This is a genomic window from Candidatus Methylomirabilota bacterium (genome assembly GCA_036005065.1).
Lineage (GTDB): Bacteria > Methylomirabilota > Methylomirabilia > Rokubacteriales > DASRDR01 > DASYQW01.
This window is the reverse complement of sequence record DASYQW010000027.1, coordinates 1-16,555: the sequence shown is the minus strand read 5'-3', so window position 1 is coordinate 16,555 and position 16,555 is coordinate 1. Positions and strand designations below refer to the sequence as shown.

Sequence of the window (16,555 nt, the reverse complement as noted above, 5' to 3'; positions counted from 1 at the left end):
CCATCGAACAACGGAGGAGCGCCTGATGTCGATCTCCAACAGCCCCGGCACGATGCGTACCACCTACCAGCAATGGCAGGAGGCGGAAGGCCTCCCGGTCGTCCGCGGCTTCTACGTGGAAGACCTCCGCGGCGTGGAGCTCCGGCCCTGGGCTCGCAAGGGCGGCCAGGGGGCGTTCATCGACATGGAAGGGACGGGGGGAACCAACGCCGCCTACGTCTGCGAGATCCCGCCCGGCGGCAAGCTCGCCCCCCAGCGCCACCTCTACGAGGAGGTCATCTACGTCCTCACCGGCCGCGGCGCCACCTCGGTCTGGCTCGAGGGTGGGCCCCGGCTCACCTTCGAGTGGCAGGCCGGGAGCCTGTTCGCCATCCCGCTCAATGCCTTCCACCAGCACTTCAACGCCTCCGGGACCCAGCCGGCCCGCTACTACGCGGTGACCAGCGCGCCGCTGGTGATGAACCTCTTCCACAACCACGACTTCATCTTCGACAACCCGTTCGTCTTCCGCGACCGGTTCACCGGCGAGCCGGATGCCTTCAGCGGCAAGGGCACGTTTCTGGCCAGCCGGATCTGGGAGGCGAACTTCATCCCCGACGTCAACACCTTCCAGCTCATCGACTGGAAGGAGCGGGGCGCGGGCGGCAGCAACATCATGTTCGAGCTGGCCAACAACACCCTCATCGCCCACATCTCCGAGTTCCCGGTCGGGACCTACAAGAAGGCGCACCGCCACGGGCCGGGCGCCAACGTCATCATCCTGTCCGGCCAGGGCTACTCCCTGCTCTGGCCCGACGGCCAGCCCTGGACCAAAGTGGACTGGCACGACGGGAGCGTCTTCGTGCCGCCCGACTACTGGTGGCACCAGCACTTCAACGCCGGTCCGACCCCGGCGCGCTACCTGGCCATCCGCTGGGGCAGTGTCAAGCACAAGCTCGACGACAAGCACGACCGCCTGGCCGAGAACCGGGCGAGCGGCGGGAACCAGATCGAGTACGAGGACGAGGACCCCGCCGTCCGGGAGCTGTTCGAGGCCGAGCTGGCCAAGGCGGGCGCCCGAAGCCGCATGCCAGCCGTGACCCGGCGCTGATGCACGACTTCCCCTACCCGCACGAGCACGAGGACCACGAGGGCGATCCCCACGGCCTGCCGGACGAGGCGGACCCCGCCTGGGCCGTGGAGCGGATCGAGCTCAAGAGCGTCGGCATCGACATCGGCTCCTCGACCTCGCACCTCACGTTCTCCCGGCTGGTCCTCCGGCGGATGAGCCTGTCCCTGTCGAGCCGGTACCGGGTCGTCGCGCGCGAGATCGTCCACCAGTCACCGATCCTGCTGACGCCCTACCGGGACTCCGCCACCATCGACGCCGAGCGCCTGGGCGCCTTCATCGACGAGACCTATCAGCGCGCGGGCTTCGCTCGAGAGGCCGTCGACACCGGAGCCGTGATCGTCACCGGCGAGGCGGCGAAGAAGGCGAACGCCGAGACGGTCCTCGGGCTCTTCGCCCGGGACGGCGGGCGATTCGTCTGCGCGGCCGCCGGCCCCCGGCTCGAGGCCATCATGGCCGCCCACGGCTCCGGGGCCGTGGCCCGCTCCCGTCACGCCGGGCCGGTGCTCAACGTCGACCTCGGCGGCGGGACGACCAAGCTGGCCGTCTGCCGCGACGGCGAGGTCGTGGACACCGCCGTCATCAACGTCGGCGGCCGACTGGTTGCCTTCGAGGCCGGCCGCCTCACCCGGCTGGAGGAGGCCGGCGCCTGGCTGGCCGAGGCGGTGGGACGCGGGCTCGCCCCCGGCGACCGCTTCGACGACGCGCTCGCGCGGGCGATGGTGGACCGGATGGTCGAGTGTCTCTTCGAGGTGGTCGAGCGCCGGCCCTTGTCGCCGCTCAGCCGGCGCCTCATGCACACCGAGCCGCTGGCGGGCCCCGATGGGATGGTCGCGCTGATGTTCTCCGGGGGCGTCGCCGAGTACGTCTACGGCCGCGAGCGCGCGAGCTTCGGCGACCTCGGCCTGGCGCTCGGCGCGGCGATCCGGCGCCGGCTGGACGGGCACCCGCTCGGCGCCCGCCTCATCGAGCCCGAGGAGGGGATCCGCGCCACCGTGATCGGGGCGGCGCAGTACACCGTGCAGGTCAGCGGCAGCACGATCTTCCACCCGGGAGCGGGCCGCCTGACCCTGCGCAACCTGCCCGTCTTCCCCGTGCGCCTCGACGAGCCGCTGGCCGCGCCCCGCGTCGCCCGCGCGGTGCGGGCGGCGATCGACGGCCACGAGGCGGAGCTTTCCGGGGGTCCGATCGCGCTCGCCATCCGGTGGGAGTTCGGCGCCAGCTACGAGGAGCTGCGGGCCCTCGCCGACGGCGTCCTGACGGCACTCGGCCACCGGACGGCTCCGATCGTCCTCGCCTTCGACCGCGACATCGCGCGCCTGGTGGGGCGGCTCCTGGTCGAGGAGCTGGGGGCCGGCCCCGACGTCGTCACCGTGGACGAGCTGGATCTCACCGGCTTCGACTACATCGACGTGGGCGACCCCCTGCCCGTCTCGGGCATCGTGCCGGTCGTGATCAAGTCGCTCGTCTTCCGTCCGGCGCCGATACTGGCAGGGGACCCGGCGCGGTGAGAATCGAGCGCGAGATCCGGATCGCGGCGCCGCGGGAGGCGGTGTGGGCCTTTCTCTGGGACGTGCCGCGGCTGGCGACGTGCATCCCGGGAGCCCGGGAGGTGCGGGCCCTCGAGGACGGCAAGCGCTACGCCGCCGTCGTGGCCGAGCGAGTCGGGCCGTTCAAGCTGCACGTCCCCCTCGAGATCGAGGTGCTCGAGGCGCAGTCCCCCGAGCACCTCCGCGCCCGTGCCGGCGGTCGCGACGCCAGCGTGGATGGGCTCGTCAAGGTGGACCTCGACGTGACGCTGGCGCCGGCCGAGGGCGGGACCGGGCTCCGGCTGGCGGCCGACATCGTCGTGTTCGGGAAGCTCGGGACGCTCGGCCACGGCGTCATCGTCCGCAAGGGCGGCGAGATCGTCGACCGCTTCGCCGACGCGGTGCGGGCCCAGCTCGAGCGATGCTGAGGCCGTTCGAGCTGGCGGAGCCCGCCTCGGTCGGCGAGGCCTCGGCGCTGCTCGCGCGCCACGGGGAGGCGGCCCGGCTCTACGCGGGCGGCACCGAGCTGCTCCTGGCCATGAAGGAGGGGCTCGTCCACTACGACTACCTGGTGAACGTGAAGACCATCCCCGGCCTGGGCGGCCTCCGCCGGGACGGCGACGGGACGCTCCGGATCGGCGCGGCCGCGACCCACCGTGCGGTCGAGCGGGACCCGGTGGTCCGCGAGCACTTCACGGCCCTGGCCCGGATGGAGGCGGACGTGGCCAACGTGCGGGTGCGTACGGTGGGCACGCTCGGCGGGAACCTCTGCTTCGCCGAGCCCCACGCCGACCCCGGAGCGTTGCTCCAGGTCTTCGACGCGACGGTCAGGCTCGAGCGGGCCGGCCGCGCCCGCACGCTCCCGCTCGAGGCGCTCTTCGTCGGGCCCTTCGAGACGTGCCTGGAGGGGGACGAGCTGTTGACGGAGATCGCGGTGCCGCCGCTGCCGCCTCGCTCGGCGGCGGCGTACCTCAAGTTCGGCTTCCTCGAGCGCCCCTCGGTGGGGGTGGCCGTCGCCGTCACCGTCGCCGACGGGCACTTCGCCGACGCCCGCGTCGCCGTGGGCTCGGTCGGCCCCGTCCCTCGCCGGATGCGGGAGGCCGAGGCCGTGCTGCGAGAGAAGGCGATCGCCGAGAGCCCGGCCGCCCTCGAGGAGGCCGGGCGCCTGGCGGCCCGGGCGGCCGACGCCGTGACGGACCTCCACGGCTCGGCGGAGTACAAGGAGCACCTGGTCGCCGTCCTGCTGCGGCGAGCCTTCCGCCAGGCCCTGGCCAGTCTCGGGGTCCGGGAGCCATCGTGAGCGACGTCGCGGTCGCGGTGACGGTGAACGGCGAACGGCACGAGCTGACCGTGCCGCCCTGGGAAACGCTGCTCGAGTGCCTCCGCGATCGCCTGGGTCTCCTCGGCACGAAGAAGTCGTGCGACGTCCAGGTGTGCGGCGCCTGCACCGTGCTCCTCGACGAGGAGCCCGTGAGCGCCTGCACGCTCCTGGCCTTCGAGGCGCGGGGCCGGCGCCTCCGCACCATCGAAGGCCTGGCCGAGGGCGACGACCTCCACCCGGTGCAGGAGGCGTTCGTCGAGCACGGCGCGCTCCAGTGCGGCTTCTGCACACCCGGCATGATCATGGCGACCGTCGCCCTGCTCCAGGAGAACCCCACGCCGACGCCGGACGAGGTCAAGCACTACATGCGCGGCAACATCTGCCGCTGCACCGGCTACAAGTCGATCCTGGAGGCGATCCTGGCCGCCTCCCGGCGACTGGCACCCGGAGCCGAGACCGGGCGTGGCGCCTGAGACGCTGGCGGTCGTCGGCCGCTCGGTCCCGCGCCTGGACGCCCGGGAGAAGGTGACCGGCGCGGCGCGCTACGTCACCGACCTGGCGCTGCCGGAGATGGTCCACGCGCGCCTCTGGCGGAGCCCGGTGCCCCACGCGCGCCTCCACGGCGTGGGCGTGGAGCGCGCGGCGGCGGCGCCGGGCGTCCTGGCGGTCTGCACGGCCGCCGATCTGCCGGTGCGGCGCCTCTGTTACGGCCCGGCCTACAAGGACCAGCCGATCCTCGCCGACGGGGTCGTCCGCTACGCGGGCGAGCCCGTCGTCGCGGTCGTCGCCGATACCCCGGCCCACGCCGAGGCGGCGCTGCCGCTCCTCGACGTGCGCTTCGAGGAGCTTCAGGCGGTGACGACCGCGGAGGCGGCCCTGGCGCCGGACGCGCCGCTGATCCATGGGGCGCTCGACCCCGCCGGCCACTTCCGCGACCTCTCCGGGCTGCGTCCCATCGCCGGGACCAACGTCTGCCACCACTGGCACGCCGAGCGTGGTGACCTGGCGGCCGCCTTCGCCGAAGCCGACCTCGTGGTGGACGACGCCTACCACTACCCCGCCCTCTCCCATCACGCGCTCGAGCCCCACTGTGTGATCGCTCGGGTCGAGGCGGACGGGAGCTTCACGGTCTGGACCGGGACCCAGCATCCCTTCCCGGTCCGCCGCGAGCTGGCCGAGATCTTCGACGTCCCCCTGGCCCGCGTCCAGGTGATCGTCCCGCTGATCGGGGGCGCCTTCGGCGGGAAGTGCTACACCAAGATCGAGCCGATCGCCGCCGCGCTGGCCGCCCGGGTGCGCCGGCCCGTCCGGCTCGCGCTCTCCCTCGAGGAGAGCGCCCGGACCATCACGCGCCACGCGGTGACCGTGCGGCTCAAGACCGCGATCCGACGCGACGGGACGCTCCTGGCCCGCGAGTGCGACGTCGTCCTCGACACCGGCGCCTACGCCGACATCGGCCCGCGGGTGGCGACCAAGGCCGGCTACCGGGCACCCGGGCCGTATCGCATTCCCCACCTCCGCATCGACGCCCGGTGCGTCTACACCCACAACGTTCCCGCCGGCGCCTATCGCGGCTACGGCGTCCCCCAGGTCACCTGGGCCTCGGAGTCGCAGCTCGACGGAATCGCCGAGCGGCTCGGCCTCGACCCGCTCGCCCTGCGGCTGCGGAACCTCCTCAAGCGGGGTGAGGAGTACGTCGCGGGCGACACGCCGATGGACGGCGACCTGGCCGAAGGGCTGGGAGCGGTGGCGCGCGCCGTGGGTTGGGGCGTCCCGGACGCCCCCGGGCGCGGCCAGGGGCTGGCCTGCGCGATGAAGGACGGCGGCGGCACCCACACGGTGTCGATGGCGGTCGTGCGCGTCCATGCCGACGGGAGCGTGAGCCTCTTCGCCGGGACGGTCGAGGTCGGACAGGGCGCGCGGACGGTGCTGGCCCAGATCGCGGCCGAGACGCTCGGGGTCCCCTTCGAGACCGTCGTCGCCGTCGCGCCCGACACCGCGCTCACCCCCTACGACCACGGCACGAGCGCGAGCCGCTCGACGACGGTGATGGGGCTGGCCGTCCAGGCGGCCGCGCGCGACGCGCGCGAGCAGCTCCTCCGACTGGCCGCCGACCTCCTCGGAACCGACCCGGCGGCCCTCGACCTTCGTGGCGGGCGGGTCGTCCACGGCGACCGTGCCCTCTCGGTGGCCGAGGTGGTGCGAGGCCACTTCGGCCTGGTGGGCGGCGAGGTGACCGGGGTCGGCACGTTCGTCCCCGGCGCGTGGTCGGGGAGCCTGGGCGGTGCCACCGTGTTCTGGGAGACGGGCATGGGCGCCGCCGAGGTCGAGGTCGACCCGGACACCGGCGCGGTCCGGATCCACAAGTACGTGTCGGCGGCCGACGTGGGAACCGCGATCAATCCGCGCGAGTGCGCGGGCCAGGACGAGGGCGCCGCGCTGCAAGGGCTCGGCCCCGCGCTGTTCGAGGCGCGCGCGAGCGAGGCCGGCCAGCTCCTCAACCCGGGCCTGATCGACTACCGGCTGCCGACCTTCCTCGACCTGCCCGACCGCTTCGACACCCTCCTGATCGAGAACGCCGACGGCCCCGGTCCCTTCGGCTCGAAGGGCGTCGGGGAGAGCGGGACGTTCTGCGCGGCCCCGGCCATCGGCAACGCGATCGCTCGCGCGACGGGCGTGCGACTCCGCGAGGTGCCGATGACCCCGGAGCGGGTCTGGCGCGCGCTGCAGGACGCCAGACCCAAGGCGTCGGCGTCGTGACCGCCGGCATCGTCGGGACGCCCGCGCCCCGCGTCGACACCCCCGAGAAGGCGACGGGGCGCGCCCGCTTCATCACCGACGTGGTCGTCCCCGGGATGCTCCACGCCCGGCTCTGGCGGAGTCCCGTCCCTCACGCGCGGATCCTGGGCGTCGACACGACGCGGGCCGCGGGGGCGCCCGGTGTCGTCGCGGTCCTGACCGCCTCCGACCTGCCCGTCCGCGATCTCTACTACGGCCCCGCGTTCAAGGACCAGCCGCTCCTCGCCGACGGCGTGATCCGGTACGCCGGGGAGCCGGTCGCGGCCGTCATCGCCGACACCCCGGCCCACGCCGAGGCGGCGCTCGCGCGGATCGGCGTCGACTACGCCGAGCTGCCCGTCGTCGCCACGCTGGAGGCGGCGCTGGCCCCGGGCGCGCCCCTCCTCCACGAGCGGCCGCGCCCGGCCGGGCACTTCCGGGATCTCGGGGCGCTCCGGCCCATCCCCGGCACCAACGTCTGCCACCACTACCGCTACGCGCGGGGGGACCCGAGCGGAGCCCTCGCCGAGGCCGAGCTGGTCGTGGAGCAGACCTACACCTTCCCGATGGCCCATCATGTATCGCTCGAGCCCCATTGCGCGATCGCGCGCGTGGACCGCCAGGGCATCACGGTGTGGGCGTCGACCCAGCACCCCTTCCCGGTCCGGAAGGAGCTGGCCGAGATGTTCGGCGTGCCTCTGGCGCGGCTCACCGTGATCGTGCCGTACCTGGGCGCGGCGTACGGCAACAAGTCCTACACCAAGATCGAGCCGCTGGTGATCGCGCTGGCGGCGGCCGTCGGGCGGACGGTACGCCTGGCCCTCACCGCCGAGGAGGCCTTCCTCTCGGTGCGGCGGGCTGCCGTTCGATACCGGCTCCGGACCGGCGTCCGCCGCGACGGCACCCTCCTCGCGCGCGAGGCCGAGATCCACTACCAGCTCGGCGCCTACGCCGACGTGGGCCCGCGGGTGGTCCAGAAGTCTGCCTATACCGCGGCCGGCCCCTACCGCATCCCCCACGTCCGGATCGACGCGTACGGCGTGTACACCAACACGGTGGTGAGCGTGGCCTTCCGGGGCTACGGCGTTCCTCAGCTCGCCTGGGCCTACGAGTCGCAGATGGACGTGATCGCCGAGCGGCTCGGGATGGACCCGCTCGAGCTGCGCCTCCGGAATCTCCTCCGGCGGGGCGAGACGTTCATCGAGGGGGACCTGCCGATCGACTGCGATCTCGCCGGCGGCCTCCGGCAGGCGGCCGCCGCCGTCGGCTGGTCCGAGCCGCCCCGGGCGCCCGGCCGCGGGAAGGGGCTCGCCTGCACCATCAAGGCGCCGCTGGCCCCGTCCGTCTCGAGCGCGATGGTGCGGCTCCACGCCGACGGGAGCGCGACGCTCCTCACCGGGACCGTGGAGTGCGGCCAGGGCGTCCGCACCGTGCTCTCCCAGATCGTGGCCGAGGAGCTGGCCCTGCCTCTGGCGCGCGTCACCGTGGCCCGGCCCGAGGCGGGGATGGGGCCCTACGACCAGGCGACCAGCGCGAGCCGGTCGACGACGCTGATGGGCCTCGCGGTCCAGGCGGCGGCGAGGGACGTGCGCGATCAGCTCGGCGCCATCGCCGCCCGCCGGCTCGGCGGCGAGCGGGCGGCGGTGACGCTCCGCGACGGGCGGATCGTCGGGCCAGGCGGGGAGCTCACCTATTCGCAGGCCCTGGCCGCCCACTTCGGCGGCGGCGGCGAGCTGATCGGCCGCGGGACCTACCGGGGCGAGCGCGGGCACGCCCCGCTCGGCGGCGAGGCCCCGTTCTGGGAGGTCGGGATGGCGGCCGCCGAGGTCGAGGTCGACGCGGAGACGGGCCTGGTGCGGGTGCTCCGGTACGTCTCGGTGGCCGACATCGGCCGCGCCATCAACCCCCGCGAGTGCCACGCCCAGGAGGAGGGGGGCGCGATGATGGGGATCGGCCACACCTTCTTCGAGCAGATGGTCTACGACGGCGGCCAGCTCGTGAACCCGTCGCTGATCGACTACCGGGTCCCGGGGATGGGCGACGTGCCGGATGAGTACGAGAGCATCCTGGTGGAGAACGGCGACGGGCCGGGGCCGTACGGGGCCAAGGGGATCGGCGAGAGCGGGTTGCTGCCGACCGCCCCGGCCATCGCCAACGCGGTCGCGCGGGCGGTGGGCGTCCGGATCACCGACCTCCCGCTCACGCCCGAGCGGGTCCGGCGGGCGATCGTGGCCGCCAAAGGAGGAAGCGCATGAACCGGAGGCGCTGGCTCTGGCTCCTGGGAATCACCCTCGCGGTCACCCCGTGCTCGGCCCCTGCCCAGGACGACTTCTACCGCGGCAAGACCGTCCGCATCGTGGTGGGATTCTCGGCGGGGGGCGGCTTCGACACGTTCGCCCGCACGCTGGGGCGACACCTGGGCCGGCACCTCCCGGGCAACCCGACGATCATCGTCGAGAACATGCCGGGCGCCGGCAGCCTGATCGCCGCCAACCACCTCTACAAGGTGGCCAAGCCGGACGGCCTGACGATCGGGCACTTCATCGGTGGCCTCTTTCTGGGCCAGGTGCTGGGGCAGAAAGGCATCGAGTTCGACGCGCGGAAGTTCGAGTTCATCGGCGCCCCCGCGCCTGACCACGTGGTCTGCGCGATGACCAAGGCCAGCGGGATCACGAGCCTGGAGAGGTGGATCGCGGCGCCGGCGCCGGTCAAGATGGGCGGCGTCGCCCCCGGCTCCAGCACCCCGGACAACGCCACGCGGGCGATCAAGGCCGCGCTGGGGCTGCCCATCCAGCTCGTGAGCGGCTACAAGGGCACCGCCGACATCCGCCTCGCCGCGGAGGCGGGGGAGCTGGCCGGCACCTGCTTCAACTGGGGCTCCATCCGCGCGACCTGGCGGAAGGCGCTGGAGGCCGGCGAGGTGGTGGTCCTCCTCCAACTCGCTCCGCGGAGCCACGCCGAGCTAGCCGGCGTCCCGCTGGCGATCGACCGGGCCAAGACGGACGAGGCGCGCCGCCTCCTGGAGGTGGCGATCCACGCCGACAGCGCGATCGTCCGGTCGCTCACCCTGCCGCCGGGGACGCCGAAGGCCCGGGTCCAGACCGTGCGCAAGGCGTTCCTGGACACCCTTCGCGACCCGGTGTTCCTCGCCGAGGCGGAGCAGGCCAAGCTCGAGATCGAGCCCGTGACCGGGGAAGAGATGGAGCGCGTCATCGAGCGGCTGTTCAAGCTCGAGCCCGCCCTGATCGCCCGGCTGAAGGGCATCCTCTATGATTAGTTCTTCGGGGAAGTCTCGGAAGACCCCCCCGATACCCCCCCAGACGGCGCGCCGCAAGACGTCGCGGAGCTGGGGCCCCTCCGTCCGAGGTGCGCGAACCCAAAGTTGCGGCGGCGAAGCCGCTGCTCGGAGCGCTCCTCGATGCACCACGCGCTCGGTGGTCGCCGTCGCGGTCTTGGCGGCGCTCCCGGTCCTCCCGGCGGAATCGCAGCCCCGCGCCTTCGAGGGCAGGACGATCCGCATCGTCGTCGGCTTCACGCCGGGCGGGGGCTTCGACACCTACTCGCGCGCGCTCGCCCGCCACCTGGGCAAGCACCTCGCCGGTAAGCCGGCGGTCATCGTCGAGAACATGCCGGGGGCGGCCAGCCTGATCGCGGCCAACACCGTCTACAAAGCCGCCCGGCCCGACGGACTCACCATCGTCAACTTCCACGGCAACCAGCTCGTCGGCCAGCTGCTCGGTCGGGAGGGCATCGAGTTCGACGCCCGAAAGTTCGTCTGGCTCGGCGTTCCCGTGCGGGACAACGTGGTGTGCGCGCTGACCCGAGCGAGCGGCATCGGGACCGTCGAGCAGTGGATGGCGGCCCGGACGCCGGTGAAGCTCGGTGGAGTGGGGCCGGGCGACACGACCCACGATACCGCCCGGGTGCTCCAGGCGGCTCTCGGACTGCCGATCCAGCTCGTGCGGGGCTACAAGGGGACGGCCGAGATCCGGCTGGCCGCCGAGTCCGGCGAGGTCGCCGGCGGCTGCTGGCAGTGGGAGTCGGTCAAGGTGACCTGGCGCAAGGCCCTGGATGCCGGCGAGATCGCCATCGTGCTTCAGGCCACCGCCAAGCCCCTCCCCGAGTTGCCGCGGGTCCCGCTGGCGCTCGACCTGGCCCGGACCGAGGACGCGCGCCAGCTCGTGCGGGCGGCCGTCATCGTGCCCTCCGCCATCAGCCGGCTCTACGCGGTCGCGCCCGGGACGCCGCCGGATCGCGTGCAGGCGCTGCGGGCGGCCTTCCTCGAGACCGTCCGCGACCCGGAGTTCCTGGCCGACGCCCGGCAGGCCAAGCTCGACGTCGACCCGATCCCCGGCGAGGAGCTCGCGGGTCTCGTCGAGGAGCTGTTCCGGCTCGACCCGGCGATCGTGGCGAAGCTCCGGGAGATCCTTCGATAGTCGAGTTCGCCCAGGCCTCCCTCGCCGGGCTGATCCAGGTCTTCGCCTGGCCCACCTTCGGCCTGATGCTGGTCGGTATCGTCATCGGCTTCGCCGTCGGGATCCTGCCGGGCCTGGGAGGGCCGACCACGCTGGCCCTCATGCTGCCCTTCGTCTTCAGGATGACGCCGGTGGAGGCCTTCGCGTTCCTGCTCGGGATGTTCGCGGTCACCAACACGACCGGCGACATCACCTCGATCCTCTTCGGCATCCCCGGTGAGCCGACCACGGCCGCCACCATCGTCGACGGCCACGCCATGGCCAAGAACGGCGAAGCCGGCCGGGCCCTGGGAGCCGCGATGATGAGCTCCCTCTTCGGCGCCGTCTTCGGCGCCCTGGTCCTCGGGCTGGCCATCCCGATCGTGCGACCGCTGGTCCTCACCTTCGGCTCCCCCGAGTTCTTCATGCTGGCCCTGCTCGGCATCACCTTCGTGGCCGCGCTGAGCGGCGAGGCGCTGTTGAAGGGGCTCCTGGCCGGCGGCCTCGGGCTGTGGCTGGCGACGATCGGCCTCGACCCGCTGGCGAGCGTCCAGCGCTACACGTTCGGCCAGCTCTTCCTGTGGGACGGGATCGGGCTGGTCCCGGTCACCATCGGCTTCTACGCCCTCCCCGAGGTGATCGAGCTGGCGATTCAGGGATCGAGCATCGCCAAGCTCGACGTCGGGAAGCTGGGCGGCGTCTGGCAAGGCGTCCGCGACACGTTCGTCCACTGGTGGCTCGTCATCCGGTGCAGCGCGGTCGGCACCTTCATTGCCATCATCCCCGGGATGGGCGCCGCCACCACCCAGTGGCTGGCGTACGCCCACGCCGTCCAGAGCTCTCCCGACCGGGAGCGGTTCGGCCGGGGCGCGGTCGAGGGCGTTCTGGGGCCCGGCGCCGCCAACAACTCCACCCTCGGCGGGAGCCTCGTCACGACCGTCGCCTTCGGCGTGCCGGCCAGCGTCGGCACCGCGATCCTGATGGGCGCCTTCCTGATCCAGGGCCTGGTCCCCGGGCCCGCGATGCTCACGCCGGAGCCGAAGGGACACCTGTCGGTGACGTTCGCCATGGTGTGGACCATCGTCGTCTCCAACATCATCACGGTCGCGGTGTGCCTCTCGTTCATGGGCCAGCTCGCCCGGATCACCCAGATCCGGGGGACGCTCCTCACCCCGATCCTGCTGACCCTGATCTACGTCGGCGCCTTCGCGGAGAAGAACGTCTTCGAGGATCTCGGGGTCGTGCTGGTCTTCGGGGCGGTCGGCTGGGTGATGGCCCAGCTCGGCTGGCCGCGGCCGCCGTTGCTGCTGGGGCTCGTGCTGGGGCCGCTGGCCGAGAACAAGCTCTTCCTGTCCACCGACAACTACGGCCTGGCCTGGCTGGCCCGCCCAGGCGTGCTCGTCCTGACCACGCTCATCCTGGTCGGCCTCGTGGTCCCGGTCTGGAACGAGCGCCGGCGGCGGACGCGCGCGAGCGCCACGATGGCGGCGCCGGCGGTGACTCCGGCCGGCGATCGCCGGGGCCTCCGGCTCGACGGGGCGACGGTGTTCAGCCTCTTCCTGGTGCTCCTGTTCGGGTGGGCGCTCTGGCAGAGCCGGGACTTCGGCCCGCGGGCCGGGCTCTTCCCGTGGGCCATCGTCATCCCGTCGCTCGGCCTGGCGATCGTCCAGTTCGCCCGCGACGCCGCCGGGCGGCGGAGCGGCGCGGCCCTGGACGCGATCGAGACGGGCCCGGACCTGCCTCCGGGGGTGGCGGCCCGGCGCACCGCCGAGATCTGCGCCTGGATCCTCGGGATGTTCGCGGCGATCTGGCTGGTCGGCTTCTCCAGCGCCACCCTGGTGACGGCCTTCCTCTATCTCAAGGTCGGCGCCCGCGAGCGCTGGCCGATCAGCATCGCGCTGAGCCTCGCCAGCTACGCGTTCGTGTATGGCCTGTTCGAGCGGGTCCTGGCCATCCCCTTCCCGCCGGGTCTCCTCTTCGCCTGGCTGGGCGGGGGCGGCTGAGGGCGACAGGAGGGCGGCGATGACGACGGCAGCCGACGTTCCGAACCCCACGCTCGCAGCGCTGCTCCGCGCCCGGGTGGCGCGCTTCGTGGACCGCGCGGCCGACTGGGACGCGTTCGCCGACGCCCGGGTCGAGGGCTACCGCCGCGCCCAGCACCGCTACATCGGCACCGGCGCCTCCGGGAAGAGCGACCCCGGGGCGATCACGGCTGAACACTTCACGCTCAGCGTGATGTTCGTGCCGCCTGGCCAGGGCAATGCCCCGCACAGCCACGAGGTCGAAGAAGCCTTCTTCGTCCTGGAGGGGAAGGTCCGGGTGTTCCTCGACGACGCCGACGGGCACCGGGCCGAGACGGTGCTGGGGCGGTGGGACTGCGTCTCCGCCCCGGCCGGCGTCATCCACGGGTTCGAGAACGTGGGCCTCGAGCCGGCCTACATCCAGGTCATGCTCGGTCGCGCCCAGCCCGATCTCATGACCTACGCCGATCCCGCCCTCCAGGCCCGGCGCACGGCCCACCTCCCGCCCGGGCGGGCCTGAGGGATGCCGCTCGCCCGCGGCCACGTGCCTGCTGGAGTGACCAACGCGCCGAGGATTGCCTGACCGCCGCCGGTTGGTGGTCCGCTTCGAGCGGCGGCTCTGCCGCCGCAACGGTCCTGGGGGAGGTCTCGGAGGGGGCCGCCGAGGCCCCCTCCGAAGAAGCTACGGCGCCCGGAAGAGGCTGTCGGGCAGGCCGGTGTTGAACTTGAAGTCCCCGAAGAAGACGATGGCCCGCCGCTCGGTCAGCTGGCGATTGGCATAGACGGTCCGCTTGGTGTGCATGACGAAGGGGCCCGCCGTCCGATACTCCTGCCAGGTCGACCAGCCCGGCCCGCTCCCCCCGACCCCCGGCCAGACCCCCGGCTTCAGCTCGGTCTCGACGAGGACGATGTGGTAGGTCTCGGGATCGACGTGGTAGGTGAAGCGGTCGGTCGGGCCCTCCAGCGCGTACGTCACCTCCAGCACGTGCACCGGCTTTCCCTGGAAGGTCGCCGGCTCCTTCTGGCGAAGGATCACGCCCGGATCACGCATCTTGAAGGGAATCCCCATCCAGTACCACCAGTTCACCGCCTGGAAGTGGGCCCGCTTGAGCGCGTCGGGCTCGGTGAGGTGCCGGCCGTTGAGCGTCGCCCACGGGCGCTCGCCGTCGTACCCCTCGATCAGGAGCCCGTCCCCGGTCACCGTCTCCACCCGGCCCTTGCCGTGCCGCTTCAGCCGGTAGAGGCTGGCCCGGGCTCCTGTCACCTCGCCTTGGGGGGTGAGCGCCACCAGGGTCAGCCTGAACGACAGGTCCTTCAGCGCGACCCACGCCTCCATGCCGCCGTGGGCGGCGATGACTTTGTCGAGCAACGCCTGGGTGTCCTCGCCTGACGCCGGGCTCCGCCAGCCGAACAGCGCGCAGGCGAGAACGAGTCCGCCCAGCGTCGCCCACAGGCCGACCGATGCTTTGCGGGACGATCTGTCTCGCATGGACATGCGCTCAGCCTACCGCCGGGGGCCGGCGGCGGTCAAGGCGCAGGCGGGTTGCGCCGGCTGTTACGCTCTGCGATCATCGTCCCGATGAGGATCTTCTCGGGGATCCAGCCGACCGGCTCGAAGCACCTCGGCAACTACAGCGGAGGGTTCCGCCAGTACGCCGCCATGCAGGCGGCGGGCGAGACGTTCCTCTGCATCGTCGACCTCCACTCGATCACGGTCGGCTACGACCCCGAGGACCTCCGCGAGCGCACGCTGGATCTGGCCGCGATGCTCTTCGCGACCGGGATGGACCCCGAGCGCTCCACGGTCTTCGCCCAGAGCCACGTCACCGCCCACCCCGAGGCGGCCTGGCTGCTCGGCGCGGTCACCAGCTTCGGCGAGCTGCGCCGGATGACCCAGTTCAAGGAGAAGTCCGCCCGCCAGGACTTCGTCACCTCCGCCCTCTTCACCTACCCCGTCCTGATGGCGGCCGACATCCTCCTCTACCAGACGGAGCGGGTGCCGATCGGGGACGACCAGCGGCAGCACCTCGAGCTGGCCCGCGACGTCGCCGCGCGCTTCAACGCGCGCTTTGGCGAGACCTTCGTGCTGCCCGAGGGGGTCTACCCCGCGGTCGGGGCCCGCATCATGGACCTCCAGGACCCCGCGCGGAAGATGTCGACCACGGGCGGCACGCCGCTGGGCACCGTCAACGTGCTCGACCCGCCCGAGGTGATCCGCAAGAAGTTCCAGAGTGCGGTGACGGATTCGGGCCGGGAGATCCACCGGGCCCCGGAGAAGCCGGGGATCTCGAACCTGATCGAGATCCTGTCGGTCGCCACCGGGGAGTCGCCGGAGGCGATCGAGACCCGTTACCGGGGGAAGGGCTACGGCCAGTTCAAGACCGAGGTGGGCGAGGCCGTCGCCGCGCTGTTCGAGCCGGTGGGCAAGCGCTACGCGGAGCTGCGCGCGGAGCCGGACGAGCTCCGGCGGCTGCTGGCCCGAGGGGCCGCCAAGGCGCGCGAGGCCTCGGCGCCGACCCTGGCCCGCATGTACGCGCGCATGGGCTTCGTCCCCCGGTAGCGCGCCGAGGGTTCGGGTGATCTCGCCCGGTCTCGCTGAGAGGATCGACCCGTGGGGAGTCACGTAGGACCGCCCGACGAGCCGGGGGCGGAGGCGCCGCCGGTCCCGGAGCCGACCTACGCCGAACGGGCCCGGACGCTCGTCCACATCGGACGAACGGGGACGCTCTCGACGCTCTCCCGGAAGCACCCCGGTCACCCCTTCGGCTCGGTCATGCCCTACGCCGTCGACGAGCGGGGCCAGCCTCTCTTCCTGATCAGCACGCTCGCCATGCACACCCAGAACCTGCAGGCCGATCCGCGCGCCAGCCTGCTGGTGGCTCAGCCCGGGTGGGGCGGGGACCCGTTGGCCGCCGCCCGCGTCACGCTGATGGGCCGAGTCCAACAGCTCGGGCCGGAGGGGGCGACCGAGGCGCGCCCGATGTACCTGGCCCGCCATCCGAACGCCGCCTACTGGGTCGACTTCGAGGATTTCGCCTTCCACCGGCTCGCGGTGGAGCATGTCTACTTCGTGGGCGGCTTCGCCGCGATGGATTGGGTCGACGCGCACGGGTACGGGACGGCGCGTCCGGACCCGCTCGCCGACGCGGCCGCCGGGATCATCGAGCACATGAATCGCGATCACGCCGACGCCCTCCTCACGTTCGCCCGCGTCCTGGCGGGCGCCGAGGCTGACGAGGCCGCCATGGTGTCGGTCGATCGGCTCGGCTTCAAGCTGAGGATCAAGCGCGGCGAGCGGATCCGCAGCGCGCGCATTCCCTTTCCGCGCGAGGTCAGGAGTGCCC

Annotated in this window: 14 protein-coding genes; 13 read left to right on the top strand and 1 reads right to left on the bottom strand. The window is 72.7% G+C overall.

Annotated features, from left to right (window positions below):
- The first annotated feature begins 25 nt into the window (after positions 1-25).
- From VGW35_01445 to VGW35_01395, 11 genes are all read left to right on the top strand, one after another.
- The gene (locus VGW35_01445) at positions 26-1,090 is read left to right on the top strand and encodes a cupin domain-containing protein (GenBank protein HEV8306304.1); all 1,065 of its coding nucleotides are present in this window, start codon (positions 26-28) and stop codon (positions 1,088-1,090) included.
- Positions 1,090-2,619, top strand: a complete 1,530-nt coding sequence (locus VGW35_01440; GenBank protein HEV8306303.1) for an ethanolamine ammonia-lyase reactivating factor EutA — start codon at positions 1,090-1,092, stop codon at positions 2,617-2,619. Before VGW35_01445 ends, VGW35_01440 begins: the two co-directional genes overlap by 1 nt.
- Positions 2,616-3,065, top strand: a complete 450-nt coding sequence (locus VGW35_01435; protein ID HEV8306302.1) for an SRPBCC domain-containing protein — start codon at positions 2,616-2,618, stop codon at positions 3,063-3,065. The genes VGW35_01440 and VGW35_01435 overlap by 4 nt, the downstream gene beginning before the upstream one ends.
- On the top strand, positions 3,059-3,937 hold the full coding sequence (locus VGW35_01430) for a xanthine dehydrogenase family protein subunit M (protein HEV8306301.1): 879 nt from the start codon (positions 3,059-3,061) through the stop codon (positions 3,935-3,937). The genes VGW35_01435 and VGW35_01430 overlap by 7 nt, the downstream gene beginning before the upstream one ends.
- On the top strand, positions 3,934-4,431 hold the full coding sequence (locus VGW35_01425; GenBank protein ID HEV8306300.1) for a (2Fe-2S)-binding protein: 498 nt from the start codon (positions 3,934-3,936) through the stop codon (positions 4,429-4,431). The genes VGW35_01430 and VGW35_01425 overlap by 4 nt, the downstream gene beginning before the upstream one ends.
- Complete coding sequence (locus VGW35_01420) at positions 4,421-6,718, top strand: xanthine dehydrogenase family protein molybdopterin-binding subunit (GenBank protein ID HEV8306299.1); 2,298 nt, start codon at positions 4,421-4,423, stop codon at positions 6,716-6,718. The genes VGW35_01425 and VGW35_01420 overlap by 11 nt, the downstream gene beginning before the upstream one ends.
- Entirely contained in the window at positions 6,715-8,991 is a 2,277-nt protein-coding gene (locus tag VGW35_01415) for a xanthine dehydrogenase family protein molybdopterin-binding subunit (GenBank protein ID HEV8306298.1), read from the top strand. Before VGW35_01420 ends, VGW35_01415 begins: the two co-directional genes overlap by 4 nt.
- Positions 8,988-10,013 carry a tripartite tricarboxylate transporter substrate-binding protein gene (locus VGW35_01410; GenBank protein ID HEV8306297.1) on the top strand — a complete coding sequence of 342 codons (1,026 nt, stop codon included), beginning with the start codon at positions 8,988-8,990 and terminating at the stop codon, positions 10,011-10,013. The genes VGW35_01415 and VGW35_01410 overlap by 4 nt, the downstream gene beginning before the upstream one ends.
- A 157-nt stretch (positions 10,014-10,170) precedes the next feature.
- Positions 10,171-11,172 carry a tripartite tricarboxylate transporter substrate-binding protein gene (locus VGW35_01405; protein ID HEV8306296.1) on the top strand — a complete coding sequence of 334 codons (1,002 nt, stop codon included), beginning with the start codon at positions 10,171-10,173 and terminating at the stop codon, positions 11,170-11,172.
- 65 nt (positions 11,173-11,237) lie between these two features.
- Positions 11,238-13,193, top strand: a complete 1,956-nt coding sequence (locus VGW35_01400) for a tripartite tricarboxylate transporter permease (protein ID HEV8306295.1) — start codon at positions 11,238-11,240, stop codon at positions 13,191-13,193.
- A 19-nt stretch (positions 13,194-13,212) separates the two neighbouring features.
- Positions 13,213-13,731, top strand: coding sequence for a cupin domain-containing protein (locus VGW35_01395; protein HEV8306294.1), 519 nt, complete (start codon positions 13,213-13,215; stop codon positions 13,729-13,731).
- Between the two features lie 162 nt (positions 13,732-13,893).
- On the opposite strand, the gene VGW35_01390 is transcribed toward VGW35_01395, so the two are convergent.
- Positions 13,894-14,700, bottom strand: a complete 807-nt coding sequence (locus VGW35_01390) for a DUF6503 family protein (GenBank protein ID HEV8306293.1) — start codon at positions 14,698-14,700, stop codon at positions 13,894-13,896.
- Between the two features lie 90 nt (positions 14,701-14,790).
- On the opposite strand from VGW35_01390, the gene trpS reads away from it, so the two are divergent.
- Together trpS and VGW35_01380 are read left to right on the top strand one after the other, a co-directional pair.
- Complete coding sequence (gene trpS / locus VGW35_01385; protein HEV8306292.1) at positions 14,791-15,771, top strand: tryptophan--tRNA ligase; 981 nt, start codon at positions 14,791-14,793, stop codon at positions 15,769-15,771.
- 51 nt (positions 15,772-15,822) lie between these two features.
- The coding region (locus tag VGW35_01380; protein HEV8306291.1) for a DUF2470 domain-containing protein at positions 15,823-16,555 on the top strand (733 nt) is incomplete at its 3' end.

What these genes read in the sequence shown, in the direction of transcription:
- VGW35_01410 (HEV8306297.1), top strand. Translation starts at nt 8,988, where the DNA reads ATGAACCGGAGGCGCTGGCTCTGGCTCCTGGGAATCACCCTCGCGGTC.
- VGW35_01430 (HEV8306301.1), top strand. Translation starts at nt 3,059, where the DNA reads ATGCTGAGGCCGTTCGAGCTGGCGGAGCCCGCCTCGGTCGGCGAGGCC.
- VGW35_01390 (HEV8306293.1), bottom strand. Translation starts at nt 14,700, where the DNA reads ATGCGAGACAGATCGTCCCGCAAAGCATCGGTCGGCCTGTGGGCGACG.
- VGW35_01395 (HEV8306294.1), top strand. Translation starts at nt 13,213, where the DNA reads ATGACGACGGCAGCCGACGTTCCGAACCCCACGCTCGCAGCGCTGCTC.
- VGW35_01445 (HEV8306304.1), top strand. Translation starts at nt 26, where the DNA reads ATGTCGATCTCCAACAGCCCCGGCACGATGCGTACCACCTACCAGCAA.
- VGW35_01440 (HEV8306303.1), top strand. Translation starts at nt 1,090, where the DNA reads ATGCACGACTTCCCCTACCCGCACGAGCACGAGGACCACGAGGGCGAT.
- VGW35_01400 (HEV8306295.1), top strand. Translation starts at nt 11,238, where the DNA reads ATGCTGGTCGGTATCGTCATCGGCTTCGCCGTCGGGATCCTGCCGGGC.
- trpS (HEV8306292.1), top strand. Translation starts at nt 14,791, where the DNA reads ATGAGGATCTTCTCGGGGATCCAGCCGACCGGCTCGAAGCACCTCGGC.